We start from the raw sequence: 18308 nt of genomic DNA on the forward strand, positions 1-18308 counted from the left end.
GCTCAGCGCATGGGCCTGATGACTAACCTGCTGGTATTTCTCGCCACCCTGGTGGGGATGGAAGCCTTCGCCTGGTGGGCGCACAAGTATGTAATGCACGGCTGGGGCTGGGGTTGGCACAAGTCGCACCACGAGCCGCGCGCCGGCTGGTTCGAGAAGAACGATTTGTATGCGGTGGTTTTTGCCGGAGTGGCCATCGCACTGATTGCGTTGGGTACCTCAGGCTATCATCCGCTAGAGTGGATCGGTGCCGGAATGACGGCCTACGGCATGCTCTACTTTCTGGCCCATGACGGCCTGGTCCATCGGCGCTGGCCGTTCCGCTATGTGCCGCGCAGCGGCTATCTGAAACGCCTTTATCAGGCACATCTGATGCACCACGCCGTCCAAGGTCGGGAGGGCTGTGTATCCTTCGGCTTTCTGGTTGCGCCGCCGGTTCCGAGGCTGCGCAGACAGTTGCGGGAACTGCACCATGGCCGCCTCGCTCGTAGCGACGAGACTATCGGGGACGGCGAAAAAGAGCCGGGCGCGGCCTAGGCTCTCGTCGCCGCGCATCCCAGACCTGCCAGACTCCTCGTGCTACAAGGCGCAGCTTGTCCGCCCCGCTGGTGAAGGTCCGGCTGTCCCAGGCTCGCTCTCCCCGCTCGACCACCTTGACCCCGATTTCCCGGTAAACCCCATGGGCGGTGGCGACCGCCCAGGCGGATCGTGGCGGCAGCGCAGGCAGCCCTTGGAGGGCGGAAACGTAATAAGGCTCAGCGAGGTCCACCAGACGCTTCGCCATCACCGCTACGGCCGGACGATGGCGGCTGTCACCGAGCTGCTGTGGCGAGATATTGAACTCCGCCAGCCAATCTGCCGGCAGGTAACAGCGCCCGATAGCAGCATCCTCGATGATGTCGCGAGCAATATTGGTCAGCTGGAAGGCAATACCCAGGTCGCTGGCGCGATCCAGCGTCGGCTCATCTCGGGCACCCATGATGATCGCCATCATCACGCCTACCACGCCGGCGACGTGGTAGCAGTATTCCAGCGTGTCCTCGATGCGCAGATAACGCCGCTCTTCAACGTCCATGGCGAAGCCCCGAAGATGCTCCAGTGCGTGCCGCTGGGGGATGTCGTGCTTGAGCGCAACTGCCTGAAAAGCGGCGAAGGCAGGGTCGCTCATCGACTCTCCGAAATAGGCCCGCCGGGTGGCGTCCTCAAGCTCGGCCAGACGTTCCTGCGCAGTGTTCGCCGCACCGGCTTGCTCCCTTCCCAACACTTGGCCGTCGATCACATCATCGCAATGCCGGCACCAGGCGTAGAGCAATACTGCGCTGCGCCGGGTGTCCGGATCGAACAACCTTGACGCAGCGGAGAAACTCTTGGACCCGGCGCGAATGGTCTGGGTTGCGTGGTCGACCAAGGCGTCCATCAGTTGCCCTCCAGCATCAACCCGGCCGTTGCCTTGGCCGAGCCTACAACGCCGGGCACGCCGGCGCCCGGATGGGTGCCTGCACCGACCAGATACAAATTGCGAATCTCCGGATCGCGATTGTGCGGGCGGAACCAGGCGCTCTGGGTGAGGATCGGCTCCAGCGAGAACGCCGACCCCAGGTGCGAGTTGAGTTCATCGCGAAAATCCACCGGCGTGAAATGCCGGCAGGTGACCAGATTCGCCCGCAGATCCGTGATGTAGTGCTGTTCGAGATAATCGAGGATGCGGTCCCGATAGCGCGGCCCCTCAACCTCCCAGTCGATCGGCGCATTGCCCAGATGAGGCACAGGCGCGAGAACGTAATGAGCACTGCCGCCGGGCGGCGCCAGCGAGGGGTCGGTCACACATGGGGCGTGCAGGTAGAGGGAAAAGTCGTCGGCCAGGGTTTCGCTCTTGAAGATCTCGTCGATCAGCTCACGATAGCGCGGGCCGAAACAGACCGTATGGTGCTGAAGGTTTTCCGGCACTTTGCTCAGACCGAAATAGATCACGAATAGCGACATGCTGAAGCGCTTTCGCTTGAGTGCATGGGCGTTCCGGGGGCCGCGTGGATGGCCCCGCAAAAGACGGTCGTAGGTATGCACCACGTCTGCATTGGACGCCAGCGCGTCCAGCTCGAAGCGGCGACCATCGTGAAGCCTGACCCCCCGCACGAGGTTATCGCGCACCTCGATGTCGGCTACCTCGGCATTCAACTCGACCTTGCCGCCCAGATCTTCCAGCAGCCGGACCATGCCGCTGATCAGCGCCCCGGTGCCGCCCCGTGGAAACCACACTCCCCACTCCCGTTCCAGAGCGTGAATCAGAGTGTAGATCGATGAAGTGGCGAAGGGATTACCGCCCACCAGCAGAGAGTGAAACGAGAAGGCCTGGCGCAGATGCGGATCCTTGATGAAACTCGAAACCATGCTGTAGACGCTGCGCCAGGCCTGCAGCCGCGCAAGCTGCGGTGCGGCGTTCACCATGTCCCTGAAGGAGAGGAAAGGTACTGCGCCGAGCTTGAGGTACCCTTCCTGGAAAACGTCTTTCGAGTACGCCAGAAAACGGCGATAGCCCTCCACATCCTCGGGACTGCGCTCGCCAATCTGCCGGTCCAGCTCAGCCTGATCATTGGCATAGTCGAAGGGCGGCGCGTCTTCCCAGCAAAGCCGATAAAACGGCGCCACCGGAAGCAACTCGACGTAGTCTTCCATGCGCTTGCCTGCCAGCGTGAAAAGCTCTTCAAGCGCTGAGGGGTCGGTAATCACCGTCGGTCCCGCATCGAAGGTGAAGCCCTGATCCTCGTACACGTAAGCGCGGCCGCCCGGCTTGTCGCGTTTTTCCAGCACCGTGGTCTGGTAACCGCCCGCCTGCAGCCGGATAGCCAGCGCCAATCCGCCAAACCCGGCGCCGATTACCACAGCGCGCTTATCAGCCTTCATGCTCGATTCCTTAACTGCTGTGGGGTAACGGTCATCGCCGCCCGGGCCGCAGCCAGAACCGGGACTGGCGGCTTGCCGGTGAGAATGCGCGCCTTGTCCGGCAGAGTGAGCCGGCCCGCGTAAAACCGTTGTATGAGCCCTGCGGGCAGTCCGTAAAAGCGTTGCATGACCTGCCAGCGCTCCTCGGGTCGTCCCGCAAGAAACAGCATGCGATTAAGCAGGCGGAAGAATGCCTGCCGGCGCCACTCCTGCTCAGCCTGGCTCCGGATACTCGAAAACAACGTCTCGGCATCCAGCTCTGGCGCAGCACTGACCAGCTCGGCCAGACGCACCGCGTGGGGTAGCGAATAGCCGGTGGTGGCATGAAAGAGTCCGGCGCGCAGCCCGCTACGCGGCTGGCCCGCTGCTGCCTGCCAGAATTGCGCAAAGTTGCCCGCCAGAGTGATAGGCAGAACGCCCTGCTCCTCGCGCATCACTTCTTCGATGCACCAGCCGTGAGCGCTGGCGTAGGCAGCGATGTGTTCGCGCAGCAGCGCAGCATCCACCACGGGCGCATCGATGTAATGGGTGTCCTCGATGAGCAGACGATCCGGGGCGAAGGGCAGCACGTAGACGAAGCGATAGCCCTGCCCCTGGCTCACCGTGGCATCCATGAGAATCGGCCGCGTCAGCCCGTGCGGCTCAGTCAGGCGCAATTCCTGCCCTACGAACGCCTGATAGCCCAGAGCAAGGTGCGGGCTGGCCTCTACACCACGGCCATCGATGACCGCCTGCGCCTCGATGCGTTCGCCGCTTTCAAGCTCTACCCATGTCGGTGCCAACGACCGGACCGCGGTGGACGTACGCAGACTCTCGCCCAGATCGGCAGTAATAACCTCGGCGAAGCGTTCGGAAAAAATACTGCAGTAAGGACTTTCAAACTGTCGCTGCAGGGTCAGAAAGCGCACCTCATAGCCGGCCCAGCGGGCGCAGATCAGCGGATCGAGCCACTCCAGCTGGGCGGAGGTCAGATCCGAGGCCTGGAACGACCAGGTGTGGTTGCCACCGGGCACCGCCCCGGCCTCAAGCAGCAGCACCCGCAACTCGGGTCGCAGTTGTCTGAGGCGCCAGGCAATCAGCCCATTGGCCAGCCCCGCTCCGACCAGCACCAGATCCCAGGCGGCGCTCATGCGGCCTGCTCGGCGGGCACCGGCCGGCCGGTACGTAATACCTGTTCGACAATATCCGCGGCGGCGCGTGTGCCGCCGGCGGTAAGTGCCTGCTCGCTGATGCGCTCCAGCGCGGGTACAAAATCCCTGTCCGACAAGAGCCGCTCCAGAGCCTTGCGCAGCGTACCGGGCCCGGCGAAACGGGCCGAAGCCTTCAGGCCGATGCCGGCGTGCTCGACGCGGGCGGCCACGCCAGCCTGATCGAAGGCAATAGGCGTGACCAGCATGGGGGTGCGGCTGGCAATAGCGTCCATCACAGTGTTCAGGCCGCCGTGGGTGACCACTGCGCTGGCATGTTGCAGCACCGCCTGCTGCGGCGCGAAGTCGGTTACCCAGGTCGCACCGGCACGCCGTAGTTGCTCTTCATGGTCGACACTCAAGCCGCCGCAATGGGCCAAGAGCAATTGCACATCGAGCCCGGCGCAGGCCTGGGCGATCCGCTTGAACAGGCCGAAACGTTGCCCTTGAAGCGTGCCCAGCGAGGCGAAGACAAGCGGCCGATCAGGATCCAGCTCGATGGTCAGCGGCCGACTGGCTTCGGCGGCCGAACGCAGCGGGCCCACATGGTGGAAGTGTTCCGGGAGCTCCCGTCGGGGGAATTCGAACCCGGGCAGGGTCTGGCTGATCTGCGCCGAAGGCGACAGACACTCGTGGAGCCCCTCACGGGGCGAGAGCCCGAAACGCTGTGCATGCCGAGCCACGGTCTGCCGGTGCGGGCTCATCAGCCAGTCGTAGACTCGGGTACTGCCCTGATAGATCTGCCGCGCCCGCTCGCTGTCCTCGTAGGCCATTGGCATGACCGGAAGCGGCACGCCCGGCTCGCGATTGACCGGCAGCGCGCAGGCAATCGATACGAATGGCCGCCCGCACGCCTCCGCGACCAGCCCACCAGCGGCTTCCATCTGATCGCAGAGCAGCGCATCAATGCCCAGCGCCTCAAGCTGGTCAGGCAGTTCGCGGCAGAGCATATCAGTGGTCCGCGCCATATCCCCGATTAGCCGCCGCAGGCCCAGCGGCCCTCCCGGATTGGCCGCGCAGCGCAGCGTCCCGGCGAGACTGCCCACCGGATGCGAATCGCGCCCGAGCATCTGAAAGCCGATCCTTTCATCGTCCAGCCAGGTCTTGGCGTCGGCCTGGTTCAGGAACGTCACGCGATGCCCACGTTCGATCAATTCAATCGCCAACGCCTGAAACACCTTGAAATGACTGGGGAAAGGCGGCGCCACAACCCCGAAGTGGCTCACGTCCAGGGCTCCAGCAAAGTGGCGTCACGAAAGATGGGTGCCTGCCTGAGCGCCGCCAGATTCGCACTACCGGTACAGAAACAGGCGATCCGCAGCTGACGGATGAGTATCTGGAAGTGAGCGACCACCGCGTCGGTTGACTGGGTCGCGCCGTGCAGAACTGCGGCGGCCTGACCTACCAGATCCGCGCCGAGACGAATTGCCTTTGCCGCATCAACGCCATCGCGGATGCCCCCGGAGGCAATCAGGGTGCTGCGCGGCAGCACCTGTCGCGCTCCGAGGATGGCGTATGGCGTGGGGATGCCCCAGCTGGCGAAGGCCTGCGCTACGCGGCGGTCGGCTTCGTTGGTTGCCCGCTCGCTTTCCACCGCAGCCCAGCTGGTACCGCCAGCGCCGGCTATATCAATCACGGCAACGCCGGCGTCCGCCAGGCTGGTGGCGACACGCGCCGATATGCCTGCGCCGACCTCCTTGACCACCACCGGAACATCAATCTCACGGACCAGGCGCCTCAGACTGGCCAGCACGCCGATCCAGTTGCGGTCACCGCCGCCCTGCACTGCCTCCTGCAGCGGATTCAGATGCACGATGAGCGCATCGGCATCAATCATCTGCACCGCTTGGCGGGCCCAGTCGATGCCCTGTGGCTCGGCCAGTTGCGCCGCACCGATGTTGGACAAGAGCGGCACGCTCGGTGCCCGGGCGCGCAGCTCACGGGTCAGGCCATGGTCGACACCGGTCTGCACGGCCACCCGCTGGGAGCCTATCGCCAGCGCGATACCCAGCTGTTCAGCTGCCTCGGCAAGATGCAGATTGATGCCCTTCGCGCGCTTCGCCCCGCCGGTCATGGAACTGATCAGCACTGGCGCGCGCAGCGTCCGGCCGAGAAATTCCCGGCTAAGGTCTATAGCGTCGAGGTCCAGTTCGGGGAGTGCGCAGTGTTCGAGTCGAAAGGCACTGAAGGGGTTCTCCACAGGCGAGATGGCACGCCCGGGATCCAACACGATATCCAGATGGTCGTTCTTACGGTCAACCAGCTCTCCATGTGCCATGGACCACTCCTTCACCGAGGGATTTTTTTTCGGGTGCAGCTGTCATTGCATTGCAAGGAAACTTTGCCTCCCCTGATGAGGAGCGGCTTACTTTGCAAACAAGCGCGAACGTCAACTCTGAACAATTTTTTCAGCTACAGTTCAGCCTCGAGTGACCGCAATCGAAGGAACGCCGACTGGAGCAGCGTGCTTATGGATTCGTTATCAGTGGCAGTAGAGGCAAGCGGCCTGCAAAACGTGCATTCGATCAGAGAGGCGGTTGATCAACGCCTTGGCGAGTGGCTGCCCTTGGACGCTACTGGCCGGGATCAGGTGGCCAACGCCATGCGCGGCAGTGTCTTGCCTGCGGGCAAGCGCGTACGCCCCCTGCTGCTGGTGATGGCTGCCCAGGGTCTGGGTTGCAGCTCCCCTTCGCTGATCGATCTGGGCTGTGCAGTAGAGATGGTTCACGCCAGCTCGCTAATCATCGACGACATGCCCTGCATGGACGACGCTCAAGTGCGCCGGGGACGCCCGACCATACACCGCGAGTACGGGGAGGACGTCGCAGTGCTGGCTGCGATCGCCCTGCTGACCAAGGCGTTCAGTCTGGTTTCTTCATTACCGAACGTTTCCGCTGCGCTGCGCGCCCAGCTGGTGACAGAGCTGGCCAATGCAGTGGGCATGCAAGGGCTTGTGCACGGACAGTACAAGGACCTTCGCGAGGGGGCGACCCAGCGCTCAGCGCAGGACATTGCCACCACCAATGAACTGAAAACCGGTGTGCTCTTCGGAGCAGCCCTGAACATGGCTGCGCTGGTCGCCGACGCTACTGACACCCAGCGCCAGAGCTTGACGAAATTCGCCCAGGAGCTCGGCCAGGCGTTTCAGCTGCTGGACGATCTGCGCGATGGCGCCACCGACACCGGAAAAGACCCGCTGCAAGACGAAGGCAAGTCCACCCTGGTGACGCTTCTCGGGCCGGATGCAGCGCGTAAACAGCTGCTCCGGCATATTACCCAGGCGGACGCGAGTTTGACCGCTGTATACGGCCCCAACCAGGCGGTAAGCCGCTTTATGCACAAGCTCTTCGATCAGGCGCTGGCGCCGCGCTGACTCTCCGCGGCAGACAGAGCCTTCACAGCGTCCACTAAAGCCTTCGTATTTACGCTTAAGTCAGTAGCGCAATCCGAGAGAGCGAAAAACGAACCCCAGCAACCAGATCGGGCCTATCAGGAGAAACTGAATGTCCTTGAAGAATGACGGTTTGCGCCCTTCGATGTGATGCCCGATGAACTGACCGATCCAGGCCACCACGAAAATCGCCAGCGACGGCACCAATACATTGGTCATCAGGCTTAGCACCAGCAGCATCAGTGTGCTCACCAGAAGCATGGTCACCGCGATACGCCATGACAGCGCCACATAAAACGCCAGTGCAAGCGCCACAGCAAGTATCGCGACCGCCGGATGGATGGCCCAGAAGATACCCAGCACGCTGAAGGTTATGAGCGGCACGCAGATCCAGTGCAGCATCTTGTTGACCGGATCGACATGGCTTTCACCGTATTCATCGAACCACTGGTTGATCGCTTTCATCTCAATAGTGTCCCATCAGGATTGTTGTTATTTTCAGGCAGTGGCGCGTCTGCCATGCCGATTGGTCAGGTGCAGCAAACGAAGCGCCTTATTCACTTTAGCCCGCCCCCCGGCTGCCGCAACCGGGTGCTTGATGATAAGCTTGAGCAATGAATATACCTACTCCTTCCCGCCCTGTAGTGCTGTGCCTCTCCGGTCATGATCCGTCCGGAGGAGCAGGCCTGCAGGCAGATATAGAAGCACTGATTGCACAGGGTTGTCACGCTGCGCCAACTGTCACTGCTCTGACCGTGCAGGACACGCAGGATGTCAGCGACTTTCGCGTGCTGGATCGCGAATGGGTGCTGGCCCAGGCGAACAAGGTAATCGCCGACATGCCGGTCTCGGCTGTGAAGCTCGGCATGCTTGGCTCCGTCGAAATGGTCGATACCGTCCTGGAGCTGATGCAACGGCTTGAACACGCACCGCTGGTATGTGATCCGGTGTTACGCGCCGGGGGCGGCGGATCGCTGGGCAAGGACGATGTCGGCTACGCCATGCGTGAACGCCTGCTGCCCGTCGCGCGCATCGCCACGCCGAATCTGCCCGAGGCGCGCATCCTCGCGGAATTGCCCGAGGGTGACGCTGATGCCTGTGCCGACAAACTGCTGCCCTACTGCCAGAACCTGCTGATTACTGGAGGCCACGGTGACGAAAGCGAGGTTCACAACCGGCTCTATTGCCGCGACGGGCAACAGCACACCTTCGTTTGTCAGCGTCTGCCCGGTAGTTACCACGGCTCCGGCTGTACCCTGGCCAGCACACTGGCTGGCCGGCTGGCCCTGGGTGAAGAGCTGGTCAGCGCAGTCAGGACCGCGCTTGATTACACCTGGCGTACCCTGCGCGACGCCGAGCAGCCCGGCCATGGGCAGTATGTGCCGCGCCGGCTGCCACTGGACTTCTGTTCATGAGCCAGACCCTGCGAGGTCTGTATGCCATTACTGACAATGCATTGTTGTCTGGCGAACGGCTGCTGCCCTGGGTGGATGCTGCTCTGGCAGGCGGCGCTCGGCTGCTGCAGTACCGCGACAAGACCAGAGATTCGGTCCGCAGGCTGGATGAAGCCTCGCGCCTGCGGACGCTGTGTGATTACTACGGCGCGCAGCTGATCATCAATGATGATCTGGCGCTGGCCGCCGAACTGGACGTGGGGTTGCACCTCGGCCGCGACGACGGGTCCCTGCGCGAAGCACGCCAGCACCTCGGGCCTGACGCAATCATTGGTGCCACCTGCCATGCAAGCCAGGCGTTCGCCGAAGAAGCGGCAGCCGCGGGTGCCAGTTACCTTGCGTTCGGCCGGTTCTTCCAGTCCGTCACCAAACCCGGCGCGCCGGCGGCCACTCCGGTATTGCTCGAAGAGGTACGCCGCCGCTTTGCCCTGCCACTTGTAGCCATAGGCGGAGTCACCCTGCATAACGCGCCCCAACTGATCGGCGCCGGTGCCGACATGATCGCCGTGGTCAATAGCCTGTTTTCCGCCGGATCCCCGGCGGAAGTAGAACGTCGGGCCCGCGGTTTCACCGAATTGTTTCCACCCCTTTGAGAGAAAAAGCCATGTCCCGCTCCGAAGTCCTCTTTTCCAACGCTCAGAAACACATTCCAGGCGGCGTCAACTCTCCAGTCCGCGCGTTCAAGAGCGTGGGCGGTACGCCGCTGTTCATCAAGCATGCCGAGGGCGCCTACATCATCGATGAGGATGACAAACGCTATATCGATTATGTTGGTTCCTGGGGCCCGATGATCCTTGGCCACAGCCATCCCGATGTGCTGGATGCGGTACGCCGTCAACTCGACCACGGCCTGTCCTATGGCGCGCCGACCGAAATGGAAACGCAGATGGCGGATCTGGTGTGCTCACTCGTACCCTCGATGGATCTGGTGCGCATGGTCAGCTCCGGCACTGAAGCGACCATGAGCGCGATACGCCTGGCCCGTGGTTACACCGGTCGCGATAACATCATCAAGTTTGAAGGCTGCTACCACGGCCACTCCGACAGCCTGCTGGTCAAGGCAGGCTCCGGCGCGCTGACCCAGGGCGTGCCCAGCTCCGCCGGGGTGCCTGCCGACTTTGCCAAACACACCCTCACCCTGCCCTATAACGACATCGCACAGGTCGAGAAGATGTTGTCGGACGTTGGCTCCGACGTCGCCTGCATCATCGTCGAGCCGGTCGCCGGCAATATGAACTGTGTGCCACCGGCGCCGGGTTTTCTCGAGGGGCTGCGCAGCCTCTGTGACCAGCATGGCGTAGTACTGATATTCGACGAAGTCATGACCGGCTTCCGCGTTGCCCTCGGCGGTGCTCAGGCGTACTACGGCGTCACGCCGGATCTGACCACCTTCGGCAAGATCATTGGCGGCGGCATGCCGGTCGGATGCTTTGGCGGCAAGCGTGAAATCATGGAAGTCATCGCACCATTGGGCCCGGTCTATCAGGCAGGCACGCTGTCGGGCAACCCGCTTGCCATGGCGGCCGGTCTGGCCACACTGAAGCTGATTCAGCGCCCTGGTTTTCACGATGAGTTGACTGACTACACCAGCCGTATGCTGACCGGCCTTCAGGAACGGGCCGATGCAGCCGGCATTCCTTTCATCACCACCCAGGCGGGCGGCATGTTCGGCCTGTATTTCTCCGGCTCGGACAACATCGTCACCTTCGAGGATGTCATGGCCAGCGATGCGGAACGCTTCAAACGCTTCTTCCACGTACTGCTGGAGAACGGCGTTTATCTGGCGCCAAGCGCCTTCGAAGCCGGTTTCACCTCGATTGCCCACGGCGACACCGAGCTGCAGCTGACGCTGGACGCCGCCGAAAAAGCCTTCGCCTCCCTATGACGCTATTCGTTTACGTTGCGCTGACAGGCAGCCTGACAGGGATGAGTCTCTGGCTATGGCTGCACCGACAGCCGCTGCACCTGCCTGCGCGCGGGGCATTGACCGCGGGTCTCGTTGGCCTGTTGCTGGCTGGCGCCTCTGCCCTGCTGATGGTGCTGGCCGAACTGGGCCTGGATCAGGAAGGTCTGCTGCATGCTCAGCGCATGCTCGGCCTTGCAGCGCAGCATCTTTCGCTACCGCTGCTGGGAATGGCCTGCCTGTTTCTCGCGCTGGGGCTACACTGGAAGCCGATGACCTGGGGACAGATCATCCTTGGCCTGATGGCGTTCTTTGAGCTGGCCAGACGCATGCAGCTGGAGCAACAATACCACTGGCTGGTGAATCTGCTTGGCGTCGCTGCCCTGTTGCTCGCCGCACTATTGAATGTGCGGCGGCATCGGTTGGCTGCAGCACTCGGCGTAATCGCCGCCGGCTCGCTACTGGCCCCGGGATTGCTGGGCAATGAAATGCCTCTTGAAGCATTATTCAGAACAAGCGAGCAGGCCAGCTGGCTGATTCCCGGGTTCGTCGCCCTGGGGCTCGCGCTGGGCCTGCTCAGTACCCAATCACAGAGCCTGAACACTCAGATGACGAGCGATTGATGAAAAACCGAGCCCTGATGTCGATGCGAGCCATACTGCTTGGCCTCGCTTTCAGCCCTCTGCTCGTCAATGCGCAAAGCGGCAACCCGTTGCTGATCAGCGCCGAGGATCGCTGCGCGCTGAACCGGGTGGATGATGAGAGTCTGCAGTTGGCACTGGATAACTGCCGGGCCGCTGCCGACGAAGGCGACATGCAGGCGCAATTCGAGATGGGCGACCTCTACTATCAGGGCGAGCGCATCGAACAGGACCTGGACACCGCGCTCGAGTGGTTCGAAGAAGCGTCGGTACAGGGCCACCCTGCTGCGCAGTATCGGCTGGGCTTGATGCACTACCAGGGAGAAGGCGTCGAGCGAAACCTGCCGCAGGCTTACATCATCCTCAAGATGGCGGCTATCAACGGCCAGGATGAAGCCATGGACGCCAGCGACAGGATTGCCACGGAAATGAATCGGGAAGAAATCGAGATGGCGACGCAGGTGCTCGGCACGCTGTTTCGCAATTATCTGAACCAGCTCCGCAAGGAAGAGTACGACCGGTTCTTCAATGGCAATGGCTCAGCGCGACCCGGCGTGCCGGTGGTGCCGCAGGAATGACGCTCACCGGCCAGCTCCGCTCAGAAGCTGACCGGCCCCCGATTTACTGTCCCGAGCCCGGCGGTGACGGAAAATTCATCACGTTGCCGACATGGCCCTTGGCTTCACTGATCTTTGCCTGACCGACGCTTTCTACCTCGTCGATGCGCACAATCGCATGCGCGGGGATGAAGCTGCGGTTGACGCCATCGAACTGATTCTTGAGTTTCTCTTCGCCCGGGTCGACGAGCACCTGGGAACGCTCACCGAACACCAGCTCCTCGATTTCCAGGAAGCCCCACAGCTCGCTCTGGAAGATATGCCGGGCATAAAGCTCGTACACCTGCCCCTGATTGTGAAAGATCACACGAAAAATAGGTTCTTTATCTTTGCTCATGGAGTGATTCAGAGTTGCTCTTGTGAATGCGGTGATAACCGGAAAACAGGAAGGTGAGTCTGGCACGCTGCGCTCATCAAAGCGCCGACAGACCTTGTAACAGGGCGCGGATCATACCACAGCGCGGGGCGTAACAAAGGCCCGACCATCTGTGTATAATCGCGCCTTTCCCACGATACCCTCAGCAGATCTCCCATGGCCAAGAAACTCTATATCCAGACCCACGGTTGCCAGATGAACGAGTATGACAGCTCGCGAATGGTCGACCTGCTCGGCGATGGTCAGGCAATGGAACTGACCGACACCCCGGACAATGCCGATGTCATTTTGCTCAACACCTGCTCCATTCGCGAAAAAGCGCAGGAGAAGGTGTTTTCCGAGCTCGGTCGGTGGCGTCCGCTGAAGGACAAGAACCCCGGATTGATCATCGGTGTTGGCGGTTGTGTTGCCAGCCAGGAAGGCTCGGCGATACGCGACCGCGCGCCCTACGTGGATGTGGTGTTCGGCCCGCAAACGCTGCATCGCCTGCCGGAAATGATCGACGCCGCACGGACCACGCGCAAGCCGCAGGTCGACGTATCCTTCCCCGAGATCGAGAAGTTTGATCGCCTTCCCGAGCCGCAGGTGGACGGACCGACCGCTTTCGTCTCGGTGATGGAAGGGTGCAGCAAGTACTGCAGCTTCTGCGTTGTGCCTTATACCCGGGGCGAGGAAGTCAGCCGTCCCTTCGATGACGTGCTGGCCGAAGCCATCCACCTCGCCGAGAACGGCGTGCGTGAGATCACCCTGCTCGGGCAGAACGTCAATGGCTACCGTGGCGCAACCCACGACGGGCGGGTGGCCGATCTCGCTGAATTGATCCGCGTCATCGCTGCCATCGACGGAATCGACCGCATCCGCTATACCACTTCGCACCCGCTGGAATTCTCCGACAGCCTGATCCAGGCGCACGCAGACGTCCCCGAGCTGGTGAAGTACCTGCACCTGCCTGTGCAGTCCGGCTCGGACCGTGTGCTGGCTGGCATGAAGCGCAACCATACCGCGCTGGAATACAAGTCACGGATCCGCAAGCTCAAGGCGGCCGTGCCCGACATATTGCTCAGTTCCGACTTTATCGTGGGCTTCCCCGGTGAAACCGAAAAGGACTTCGCTCAGACCATGAAGCTGATCGAGGAGGTAGGGTTCGATTTCTCCTACTCCTTTATCTACAGCTCACGGCCCGGCACACCGGCAGCCGACCTGGTTGACGACACGCCAATGGAAATCAAAAAGCAGCGTCTGAAGGTGCTCCAGGATCGTATCAACCAGCAGGGCTTCGAGAATAGCCGCCGTATGGCCGGTACAACGCAGCGTATTCTGGTGACGGACTACTCGAAGAAGGATCCGGGCATGCTGCAGGGCCGCACCGAACATAACCGGATCGTTAACTTTCGCAGCGACAATCCGCGATTGATCGGGCAGTTCGTTGACGTACTGATCGACGAAGCGCTCCCTCATTCGCTGCGCGGAACTCTCACCGACAGCGTAACTCTTCAGTAAAAGCGCGCAAAACATTTGCCCGGGCACCTGTCTTTGCAGTGCCCGCATTGCGCGCTATGCTGTGTTTTCCTGAATCCAAGGGGTACAACAGACCAACTTGAACGTTTCCTCCGAGATCCATCGTTTCGCTATCGAACCCGTTGATTCTCGCCGTTTTGCCAGTCTTTGCGGCCAGTTCGATGAACATCTCCGCCTGATCGAACAACGATTGGGCATCGAAGTGCGCAACCGGGGCAGTCAGTTCGAACTGATTGGCGACCCGGAAATCACGCGCTCTGCCGAAGCCGTCCTGCGTCAGCTCTACCGCGAAACGCGCGACGCAGAACTCACGCCCGATACCGTTCATCTGTTCCTGCAGGAATCCGGCCTGGAGAATCTGAGCGCGGCCCTGCAGACCGATACGCACAAGCCGGTGGTGCTGCGTACCAAGCGCATGACCATTCAGCCGCGCGGCCCGAATCAGCAGAGTTACGTGCGTTCGATTCAGGAGCACGATATCAACTTCGGGATTGGTCCCGCGGGCACCGGCAAGACCTATCTGGCAGTGGCCTGCGCGGTTGATGCGCTGGAGCGCGAACAGATCGGGCGCATATTGCTGGTTCGTCCTGCGGTTGAAGCCGGTGAAAAGCTCGGTTTTCTACCCGGGGATTTGTCGCAGAAGATCGATCCCTATTTGCGGCCGCTATACGACGCGCTTTACGAAATGCTCGGGTTTGAGCAGGTCGCCAAACTGATTGAGCGTCAGGTGATCGAAGTTGCGCCCCTTGCCTATATGCGCGGTCGTACGCTGAACAACAGCTTCATCATTCTGGACGAGAGCCAGAACACCACACTTGAACAGATGAAGATGTTCCTGACCCGCATCGGGTTCGGCTCCACCGCTGTCATCACCGGCGATGTGACCCAGGTCGACCTGCCACGCGGCACCAAATCCGGCCTGTCACACGTGGTAGAAGTGCTCAAAGACGTCAAGGGCATCGGCTTTACCCATTTCAAATCCAAGGATGTAGTGCGGCACCCGCTGGTGCAACGCATTGTCGAGGCCTATGACCGCTTCGACAGCGAGCAGGAGACACTGCGGGAGAAGCTGAAGCAGGAGCGCAGGGACCGCAGTCATGACCAATGACGCGATTGAAGTCGACATTCAGCGCGCGACTGAGGCCAGCGGTCAACCTGACGATGAAAGCCTCAGACGCTGGGCCGGGCTAGCCCTGCGAGGCAAACCCGGCCATGAACTCACCATCCGTCTGGTTGACACCGACGAGAGCCGTGAACTGAATCATGAATACCGCGGAAAGGACTACGCCACCAACGTTCTGTCCTTCCCGTCTGATTTACCCCCCGAACTGAATATTCCTCTACTGGGCGATCTGGTGATCTGCGTTCCTGTGGTGCTGCGCGAAGCAGCCGAACAGCACAAGACCGCCGAGGCCCATTGGGCACACATGGTTATCCATGGCTGCCTGCACTTGCTTGGCTACGACCATATGGAAGACGCCGAAGCAGAGGAAATGGAAAACCTGGAATGCCAGTTACTGGCGGAACTGGGCATTTCCGACCCCTATCTTTCCACCGACGAGTAAGGACCCATGAGCGAAGACCGATCGACCAACGGACACAAGTCCTGGCTGGATAAAATAGCCCAGGCTTTTGTCCATGAACCCCAGAATCGCCAGGAATTGCTGGAATTATTGCGCGGTGCGCACTCCAACGAGGTCCTGGACATTGAGGCCCTGTCGATTATTGAAGGCGCTCTGCAGGTGTCAGACATGCAGGTGCGGGACATCATGATCCCCCGCTCGCAGATGACAACCATCAAGGCCACCCAGAATCCGCGGGAATTCCTGCCTGCGGTGATCGAAGCTGCTCACTCCCGCTACCCCGTCATCGGCGAAACCATTGATGATGTACTGGGTATCCTGCTGGCCAAGGACCTGCTGCCGCTGGTGCTGGAAGCGGATACCGACCGCTACAACATCAAGGACATCCTGCGTCCCGCCACCTGCGTGCCGGAGTCCAAGCGGCTCAACGTCCTGCTCAAGGAGTTCCGCTCCAACCGCAATCACATGGCCATTGTGATCGATGAATACGGCGGTGTATCCGGACTGGTGACGATCGAAGACGTACTCGAGCAGATCGTCGGGGACATCGAGGACGAGCATGATGTTGACGATGACAGCTTCATCAAGCCGCTGCCCAGCGGGGACTTCCTGATCAAGGGTCTGACGCCCATCGACGAGTTCAACGAACACTTCGATACCGAATTCCCCGATGAAGAATTCGATACGGTCGGCGGGCTGGTCATGAATGCGTTCGGTCATTTGCCCAAACGCAACGAAGTGGTCGAGCTGGACGGTTTCCGGGTGCGGGTTCTGAATGCCGATAGCCGTCGCGTCCATTTGCTGCGGGTAACCGTCGTCCCTGCCTGAGGCGTGTAATCCATTGATTTCTCGAAGCATCGATTGGCTGCGCAGTCCCGGCTGGCCCGGCCATGTCCTGGCGCTGGTTGCCGGGGCGCTGAGCACGCTTTCGCTCAACCCCTTCAACCTCTGGCCCCTGGGGCTTGTTTCGGTAGCCCTTCTGTACCAGGGCCTGAAACAGGTCAAGGGTGGGCAGGCGGTGCTGCGGGGCTGGGCCTGGGGTGTGGGACTATTCGCCACCGGCGTATCCTGGGTCTACGTCAGCATTCACGTGCACGGCTATGCGCCGCCCGCTTTGGCAGGCCTGCTCACCGCCCTGTTCGTTTGCGGGCTGGCATTGATCCCGGCGCTCATGGCCTGGCTTTGGTCACGCTGGCTGCGCCCAACGACTGGAATATGGCTGGCGTGCTTCGGCTTTTCGTTGCTGTGGGTCGCCACCGAGATGTTCCGCGGCTGGTTCCTCACCGGTTTTCCCTGGCTGTATCACGGCTATGCGCATACCGACACATGGCTGGCAGGCTGGGCACCTGTCGGCGGGGTCTGGCTGGTTGGCTTGCTGAGCGTACTGAGCGCCTGCCTGCTCAGTGAAGCCAGGCTGTGGATCAGGCCGCGCCAGGCGGTACTGGGCGGCATCAGCCTGGTTGCGATATGGCTCGGTGGATTGCTGCTGAACACCGTGGAGTGGACCGCTCCGGTGGGTAAACCCTTATCCGTTGCGCTGATCCAGGCGGACATCGCCCAATCCCGTAAATGGGACCCTGCCCACATCGATCACACCCTCGCCACCTATCGCGACATGAGTTATGCGCAGGGCCCGGTGGATCTGATCGTCTGGCCAGAAACCGCTGTTCCCGTGCTGCAAAGCCAGGCGCAGCCCTTCGTGGAGGGCATGGCGCGCAATCTGGCCGAGCGCGGCACAACGCTGATCACCGGTATCCCCGTGGACCAGGGCCAGGGTGACGACATGCGTATCTATAATGGCATTTCCGTTGCTGGTGACGAGAGCAACCAGTATCTGAAGCACAAACTGGTGCCCTTCGGTGAATATGTGCCGTTGGAGCAGTGGCTGCGCGGTGTGATTGCTTTTTTCGACCTGCCTATGTCGAGCTTTTCCCGCGGGCCGGCAGAGCAGGCCCCGTTAAGCGCCATGGGCCATGAGCTAGCACCCTTTATCTGTTATGAAGCGGTGTATCCGGACTTTGCCGCTCGCCTTGCCGCACAGAGCCAGTTGTTGATCTCGATCAGCAATGACAGCTGGTTCGGCCGGTCTATCGGGCCGCTACAGCACCTGCAGATGGCGCGTATGCGTTCGATCGAGAGCGGCCGCTGGATGGTCCGGGGCACCAATAACGGCGTAACAGCACTGATCGATCACAAGGGAGAATTGCGCGCGCGGATTCCGCAGTTTGCGGCCCTCGCGCTGAAGGGTGAGGTGCAACCCAGGGAGGGGCAGACTCCCTTCTTGCGCTGGAAGAGCTGGCCCCTGGGATTGTTAATGGTGGGTGGGTTGTTGCTGTGCCTGCTCAGACGTCGAGCGGTCTAGGGTTTGCTTCTCTAGATAGTTGGGTAATGGCTGCTGGCCCGTTTCGAGCGTATCGAGGATTCGCCATAGCAGCCTTACGTCTTCCTTGCTCAAACCACTGAGTTCCAGTTCGGTGAGACCGGGCGGCTGACCATCCAGCCATTGCCGGGTCCGTGCCATATCCATTGCCTGATCCAGCCTTCTCAATAGACGTCCGTAGGAGGAATCCCGGTTCCAGCAAGAGAGCGGCTCCGGTTCCGGTGTCTTCATCAAATACCTCCTCAACTGTTGACTGATTTCCTGTGCGAGTAACGTCATACGCTCTCTAACAGAGCATAGACGCAGCAGGAGCAGGCA

20 protein-coding genes are annotated in these 18308 nt (G+C 61.3%); 12 read left to right on the forward strand and 8 right to left on the reverse strand.

Features of this window, described 5'->3' with window-relative positions; translation table 11 throughout:
• Positions 1-9: 9 nt before the first annotated feature.
• The gene (locus tag HG264_RS08290; RefSeq protein ID WP_169407221.1) at positions 10-537 is read left to right on the forward strand and encodes a sterol desaturase family protein; all 528 of its coding nucleotides are present in this window, start codon (positions 10-12) and stop codon (positions 535-537) included.
• Here HG264_RS08290 and HG264_RS08295 read toward each other — a convergent pair.
• From HG264_RS08295 to fni, 5 genes are read right to left on the reverse strand one after another with little or no spacing between them, the layout of a single operon-like run.
• Positions 500-1420 (reverse strand): phytoene/squalene synthase family protein, encoded by a 921-nt coding sequence (locus HG264_RS08295; RefSeq protein WP_169409062.1) that lies wholly within the window; start codon positions 1418-1420, stop codon positions 500-502. The two genes, HG264_RS08290 and HG264_RS08295, sit on opposite strands and share 38 nt — an antisense overlap.
• Entirely contained in the window at positions 1417-2901 is a 1485-nt protein-coding gene (locus tag HG264_RS08300; RefSeq protein ID WP_169407222.1) for a phytoene desaturase, read from the reverse strand. Before HG264_RS08300 ends, HG264_RS08295 begins: the two co-directional genes overlap by 4 nt.
• Positions 2898-4070, reverse strand: a complete 1173-nt coding sequence (gene crtY / locus HG264_RS08305) for a lycopene beta-cyclase CrtY (protein ID WP_169407223.1) — start codon at positions 4068-4070, stop codon at positions 2898-2900. Before crtY ends, HG264_RS08300 begins: the two co-directional genes overlap by 4 nt.
• Complete coding sequence (locus HG264_RS08310) at positions 4067-5353, reverse strand: glycosyltransferase (protein WP_169407224.1); 1287 nt, start codon at positions 5351-5353, stop codon at positions 4067-4069. Before HG264_RS08310 ends, crtY begins: the two co-directional genes overlap by 4 nt.
• A complete protein-coding gene (gene fni / locus HG264_RS08315; protein WP_169407225.1) occupies positions 5350-6405 on the reverse strand; it encodes a type 2 isopentenyl-diphosphate Delta-isomerase in 1056 nt (351 codons plus the stop codon). Before fni ends, HG264_RS08310 begins: the two co-directional genes overlap by 4 nt.
• A gap of 192 nt (positions 6406-6597) precedes the next feature.
• Here fni and HG264_RS08320 point away from each other — a divergent pair, with 192 nt between their 5' ends.
• A complete protein-coding gene (locus HG264_RS08320; RefSeq protein WP_169407226.1) occupies positions 6598-7500 on the forward strand; it encodes a polyprenyl synthetase family protein in 903 nt (300 codons plus the stop codon).
• 60 nt (positions 7501-7560) lie between these two features.
• Here HG264_RS08320 and HG264_RS08325 read toward each other — a convergent pair whose 3' ends face one another.
• Positions 7561-7983 (reverse strand): DUF962 domain-containing protein, encoded by a 423-nt coding sequence (locus HG264_RS08325; RefSeq protein ID WP_169407227.1) that lies wholly within the window; start codon positions 7981-7983, stop codon positions 7561-7563.
• A 149-nt stretch (positions 7984-8132) separates the two neighbouring features.
• Between HG264_RS08325 and HG264_RS08330 the strand changes: the two genes are divergently transcribed.
• The 5 genes from HG264_RS08330 to HG264_RS08350 are packed head-to-tail and all read left to right on the forward strand — an operon-like array spanning position 8133 to position 12094.
• Entirely contained in the window at positions 8133-8933 is an 801-nt protein-coding gene (locus tag HG264_RS08330; RefSeq protein WP_169407228.1) for a hydroxymethylpyrimidine/phosphomethylpyrimidine kinase, read from the forward strand.
• Positions 8930-9565 carry a thiamine phosphate synthase gene (gene thiE, locus HG264_RS08335; protein ID WP_169407229.1) on the forward strand — a complete coding sequence of 212 codons (636 nt, stop codon included), beginning with the start codon at positions 8930-8932 and terminating at the stop codon, positions 9563-9565. The genes HG264_RS08330 and thiE overlap by 4 nt, the downstream gene beginning before the upstream one ends.
• A gap of 11 nt (positions 9566-9576) precedes the next feature.
• Positions 9577-10857 (forward strand): glutamate-1-semialdehyde 2,1-aminomutase, encoded by a 1281-nt coding sequence (hemL, locus tag HG264_RS08340; protein ID WP_169407230.1) that lies wholly within the window; start codon positions 9577-9579, stop codon positions 10855-10857.
• On the forward strand, positions 10854-11498 hold the full coding sequence (locus HG264_RS08345) for a hypothetical protein (RefSeq protein WP_169407231.1): 645 nt from the start codon (positions 10854-10856) through the stop codon (positions 11496-11498). Before hemL ends, HG264_RS08345 begins: the two co-directional genes overlap by 4 nt.
• Positions 11498-12094 (forward strand): tetratricopeptide repeat protein, encoded by a 597-nt coding sequence (locus tag HG264_RS08350; protein WP_169407232.1) that lies wholly within the window; start codon positions 11498-11500, stop codon positions 12092-12094. The genes HG264_RS08345 and HG264_RS08350 overlap by 1 nt, the downstream gene beginning before the upstream one ends.
• A gap of 43 nt (positions 12095-12137) precedes the next feature.
• On the opposite strand, the gene HG264_RS08355 is transcribed toward HG264_RS08350, so the two are convergent.
• Entirely contained in the window at positions 12138-12470 is a 333-nt protein-coding gene (locus HG264_RS08355; protein WP_150299686.1) for a DUF1820 family protein, read from the reverse strand.
• 195 nt (positions 12471-12665) lie between these two features.
• On the opposite strand from HG264_RS08355, the gene miaB reads away from it, so the two are divergent.
• The 5 genes from miaB (at position 12666) to lnt (ending at position 17972) form a co-directional block, all read left to right on the forward strand.
• Positions 12666-14009 (forward strand): tRNA (N6-isopentenyl adenosine(37)-C2)-methylthiotransferase MiaB, encoded by a 1344-nt coding sequence (miaB, locus tag HG264_RS08360; protein WP_169407233.1) that lies wholly within the window; start codon positions 12666-12668, stop codon positions 14007-14009.
• Between the two features lie 97 nt (positions 14010-14106).
• On the forward strand, positions 14107-15135 hold the full coding sequence (locus HG264_RS08365) for a PhoH family protein (RefSeq protein ID WP_169407234.1): 1029 nt from the start codon (positions 14107-14109) through the stop codon (positions 15133-15135).
• Entirely contained in the window at positions 15125-15592 is a 468-nt protein-coding gene (gene ybeY / locus HG264_RS08370; RefSeq protein ID WP_169407235.1) for an rRNA maturation RNase YbeY, read from the forward strand. The genes HG264_RS08365 and ybeY overlap by 11 nt, the downstream gene beginning before the upstream one ends.
• Positions 15593-15598: 6 nt before the next feature.
• On the forward strand, positions 15599-16438 hold the full coding sequence (locus HG264_RS08375; protein WP_169407236.1) for an HlyC/CorC family transporter: 840 nt from the start codon (positions 15599-15601) through the stop codon (positions 16436-16438).
• A 28-nt stretch (positions 16439-16466) separates the two neighbouring features.
• Positions 16467-17972 (forward strand): apolipoprotein N-acyltransferase, encoded by a 1506-nt coding sequence (gene lnt / locus HG264_RS08380; protein ID WP_169409063.1) that lies wholly within the window; start codon positions 16467-16469, stop codon positions 17970-17972.
• Here lnt and HG264_RS08385 read toward each other — a convergent pair.
• On the reverse strand, positions 17922-18221 hold the full coding sequence (locus HG264_RS08385; protein WP_169407237.1) for a hypothetical protein: 300 nt from the start codon (positions 18219-18221) through the stop codon (positions 17922-17924). The two genes, lnt and HG264_RS08385, sit on opposite strands and share 51 nt — an antisense overlap.
• Positions 18222-18308: the final 87 nt, after the last annotated feature.

The sequence above is a fragment of the Pseudomonas sp. gcc21 genome, from assembly GCF_012844345.1.
Taxonomy (GTDB): Bacteria; Pseudomonadota; Gammaproteobacteria; order Pseudomonadales; family Pseudomonadaceae; genus Halopseudomonas.

Bases quoted from the DNA above. Each gene is read 5' to 3' on its own strand.
- HG264_RS08330 (WP_169407228.1), top strand. From the start codon at position 8,133: ATGAATATACCTACTCCTTCCCGCCCTGTAGTGCTGTGCCTCTCCGGT.
- HG264_RS08290 (WP_169407221.1), top strand. From the start codon at position 10: ATGGGCCTGATGACTAACCTGCTGGTATTTCTCGCCACCCTGGTGGGG.
- HG264_RS08375 (WP_169407236.1), top strand. From the start codon at position 15,599: ATGAGCGAAGACCGATCGACCAACGGACACAAGTCCTGGCTGGATAAA.
- fni (WP_169407225.1), bottom strand. From the start codon at position 6,405: ATGGCACATGGAGAGCTGGTTGACCGTAAGAACGACCATCTGGATATC.
- HG264_RS08300 (WP_169407222.1), bottom strand. From the start codon at position 2,901: ATGAAGGCTGATAAGCGCGCTGTGGTAATCGGCGCCGGGTTTGGCGGA.
- thiE (WP_169407229.1), top strand. From the start codon at position 8,930: ATGAGCCAGACCCTGCGAGGTCTGTATGCCATTACTGACAATGCATTG.
- hemL (WP_169407230.1), top strand. From the start codon at position 9,577: ATGTCCCGCTCCGAAGTCCTCTTTTCCAACGCTCAGAAACACATTCCA.
- HG264_RS08320 (WP_169407226.1), top strand. From the start codon at position 6,598: ATGGATTCGTTATCAGTGGCAGTAGAGGCAAGCGGCCTGCAAAACGTG.
- HG264_RS08345 (WP_169407231.1), top strand. From the start codon at position 10,854: ATGACGCTATTCGTTTACGTTGCGCTGACAGGCAGCCTGACAGGGATG.
- ybeY (WP_169407235.1), top strand. From the start codon at position 15,125: ATGACCAATGACGCGATTGAAGTCGACATTCAGCGCGCGACTGAGGCC.
- HG264_RS08385 (WP_169407237.1), bottom strand. From the start codon at position 18,221: ATGAAGACACCGGAACCGGAGCCGCTCTCTTGCTGGAACCGGGATTCC.
- miaB (WP_169407233.1), top strand. From the start codon at position 12,666: ATGGCCAAGAAACTCTATATCCAGACCCACGGTTGCCAGATGAACGAG.
- HG264_RS08325 (WP_169407227.1), bottom strand. From the start codon at position 7,983: ATGAAAGCGATCAACCAGTGGTTCGATGAATACGGTGAAAGCCATGTC.
- HG264_RS08355 (WP_150299686.1), bottom strand. From the start codon at position 12,470: ATGAGCAAAGATAAAGAACCTATTTTTCGTGTGATCTTTCACAATCAG.
- crtY (WP_169407223.1), bottom strand. From the start codon at position 4,070: ATGAGCGCCGCCTGGGATCTGGTGCTGGTCGGAGCGGGGCTGGCCAAT.
- HG264_RS08350 (WP_169407232.1), top strand. From the start codon at position 11,498: ATGAAAAACCGAGCCCTGATGTCGATGCGAGCCATACTGCTTGGCCTC.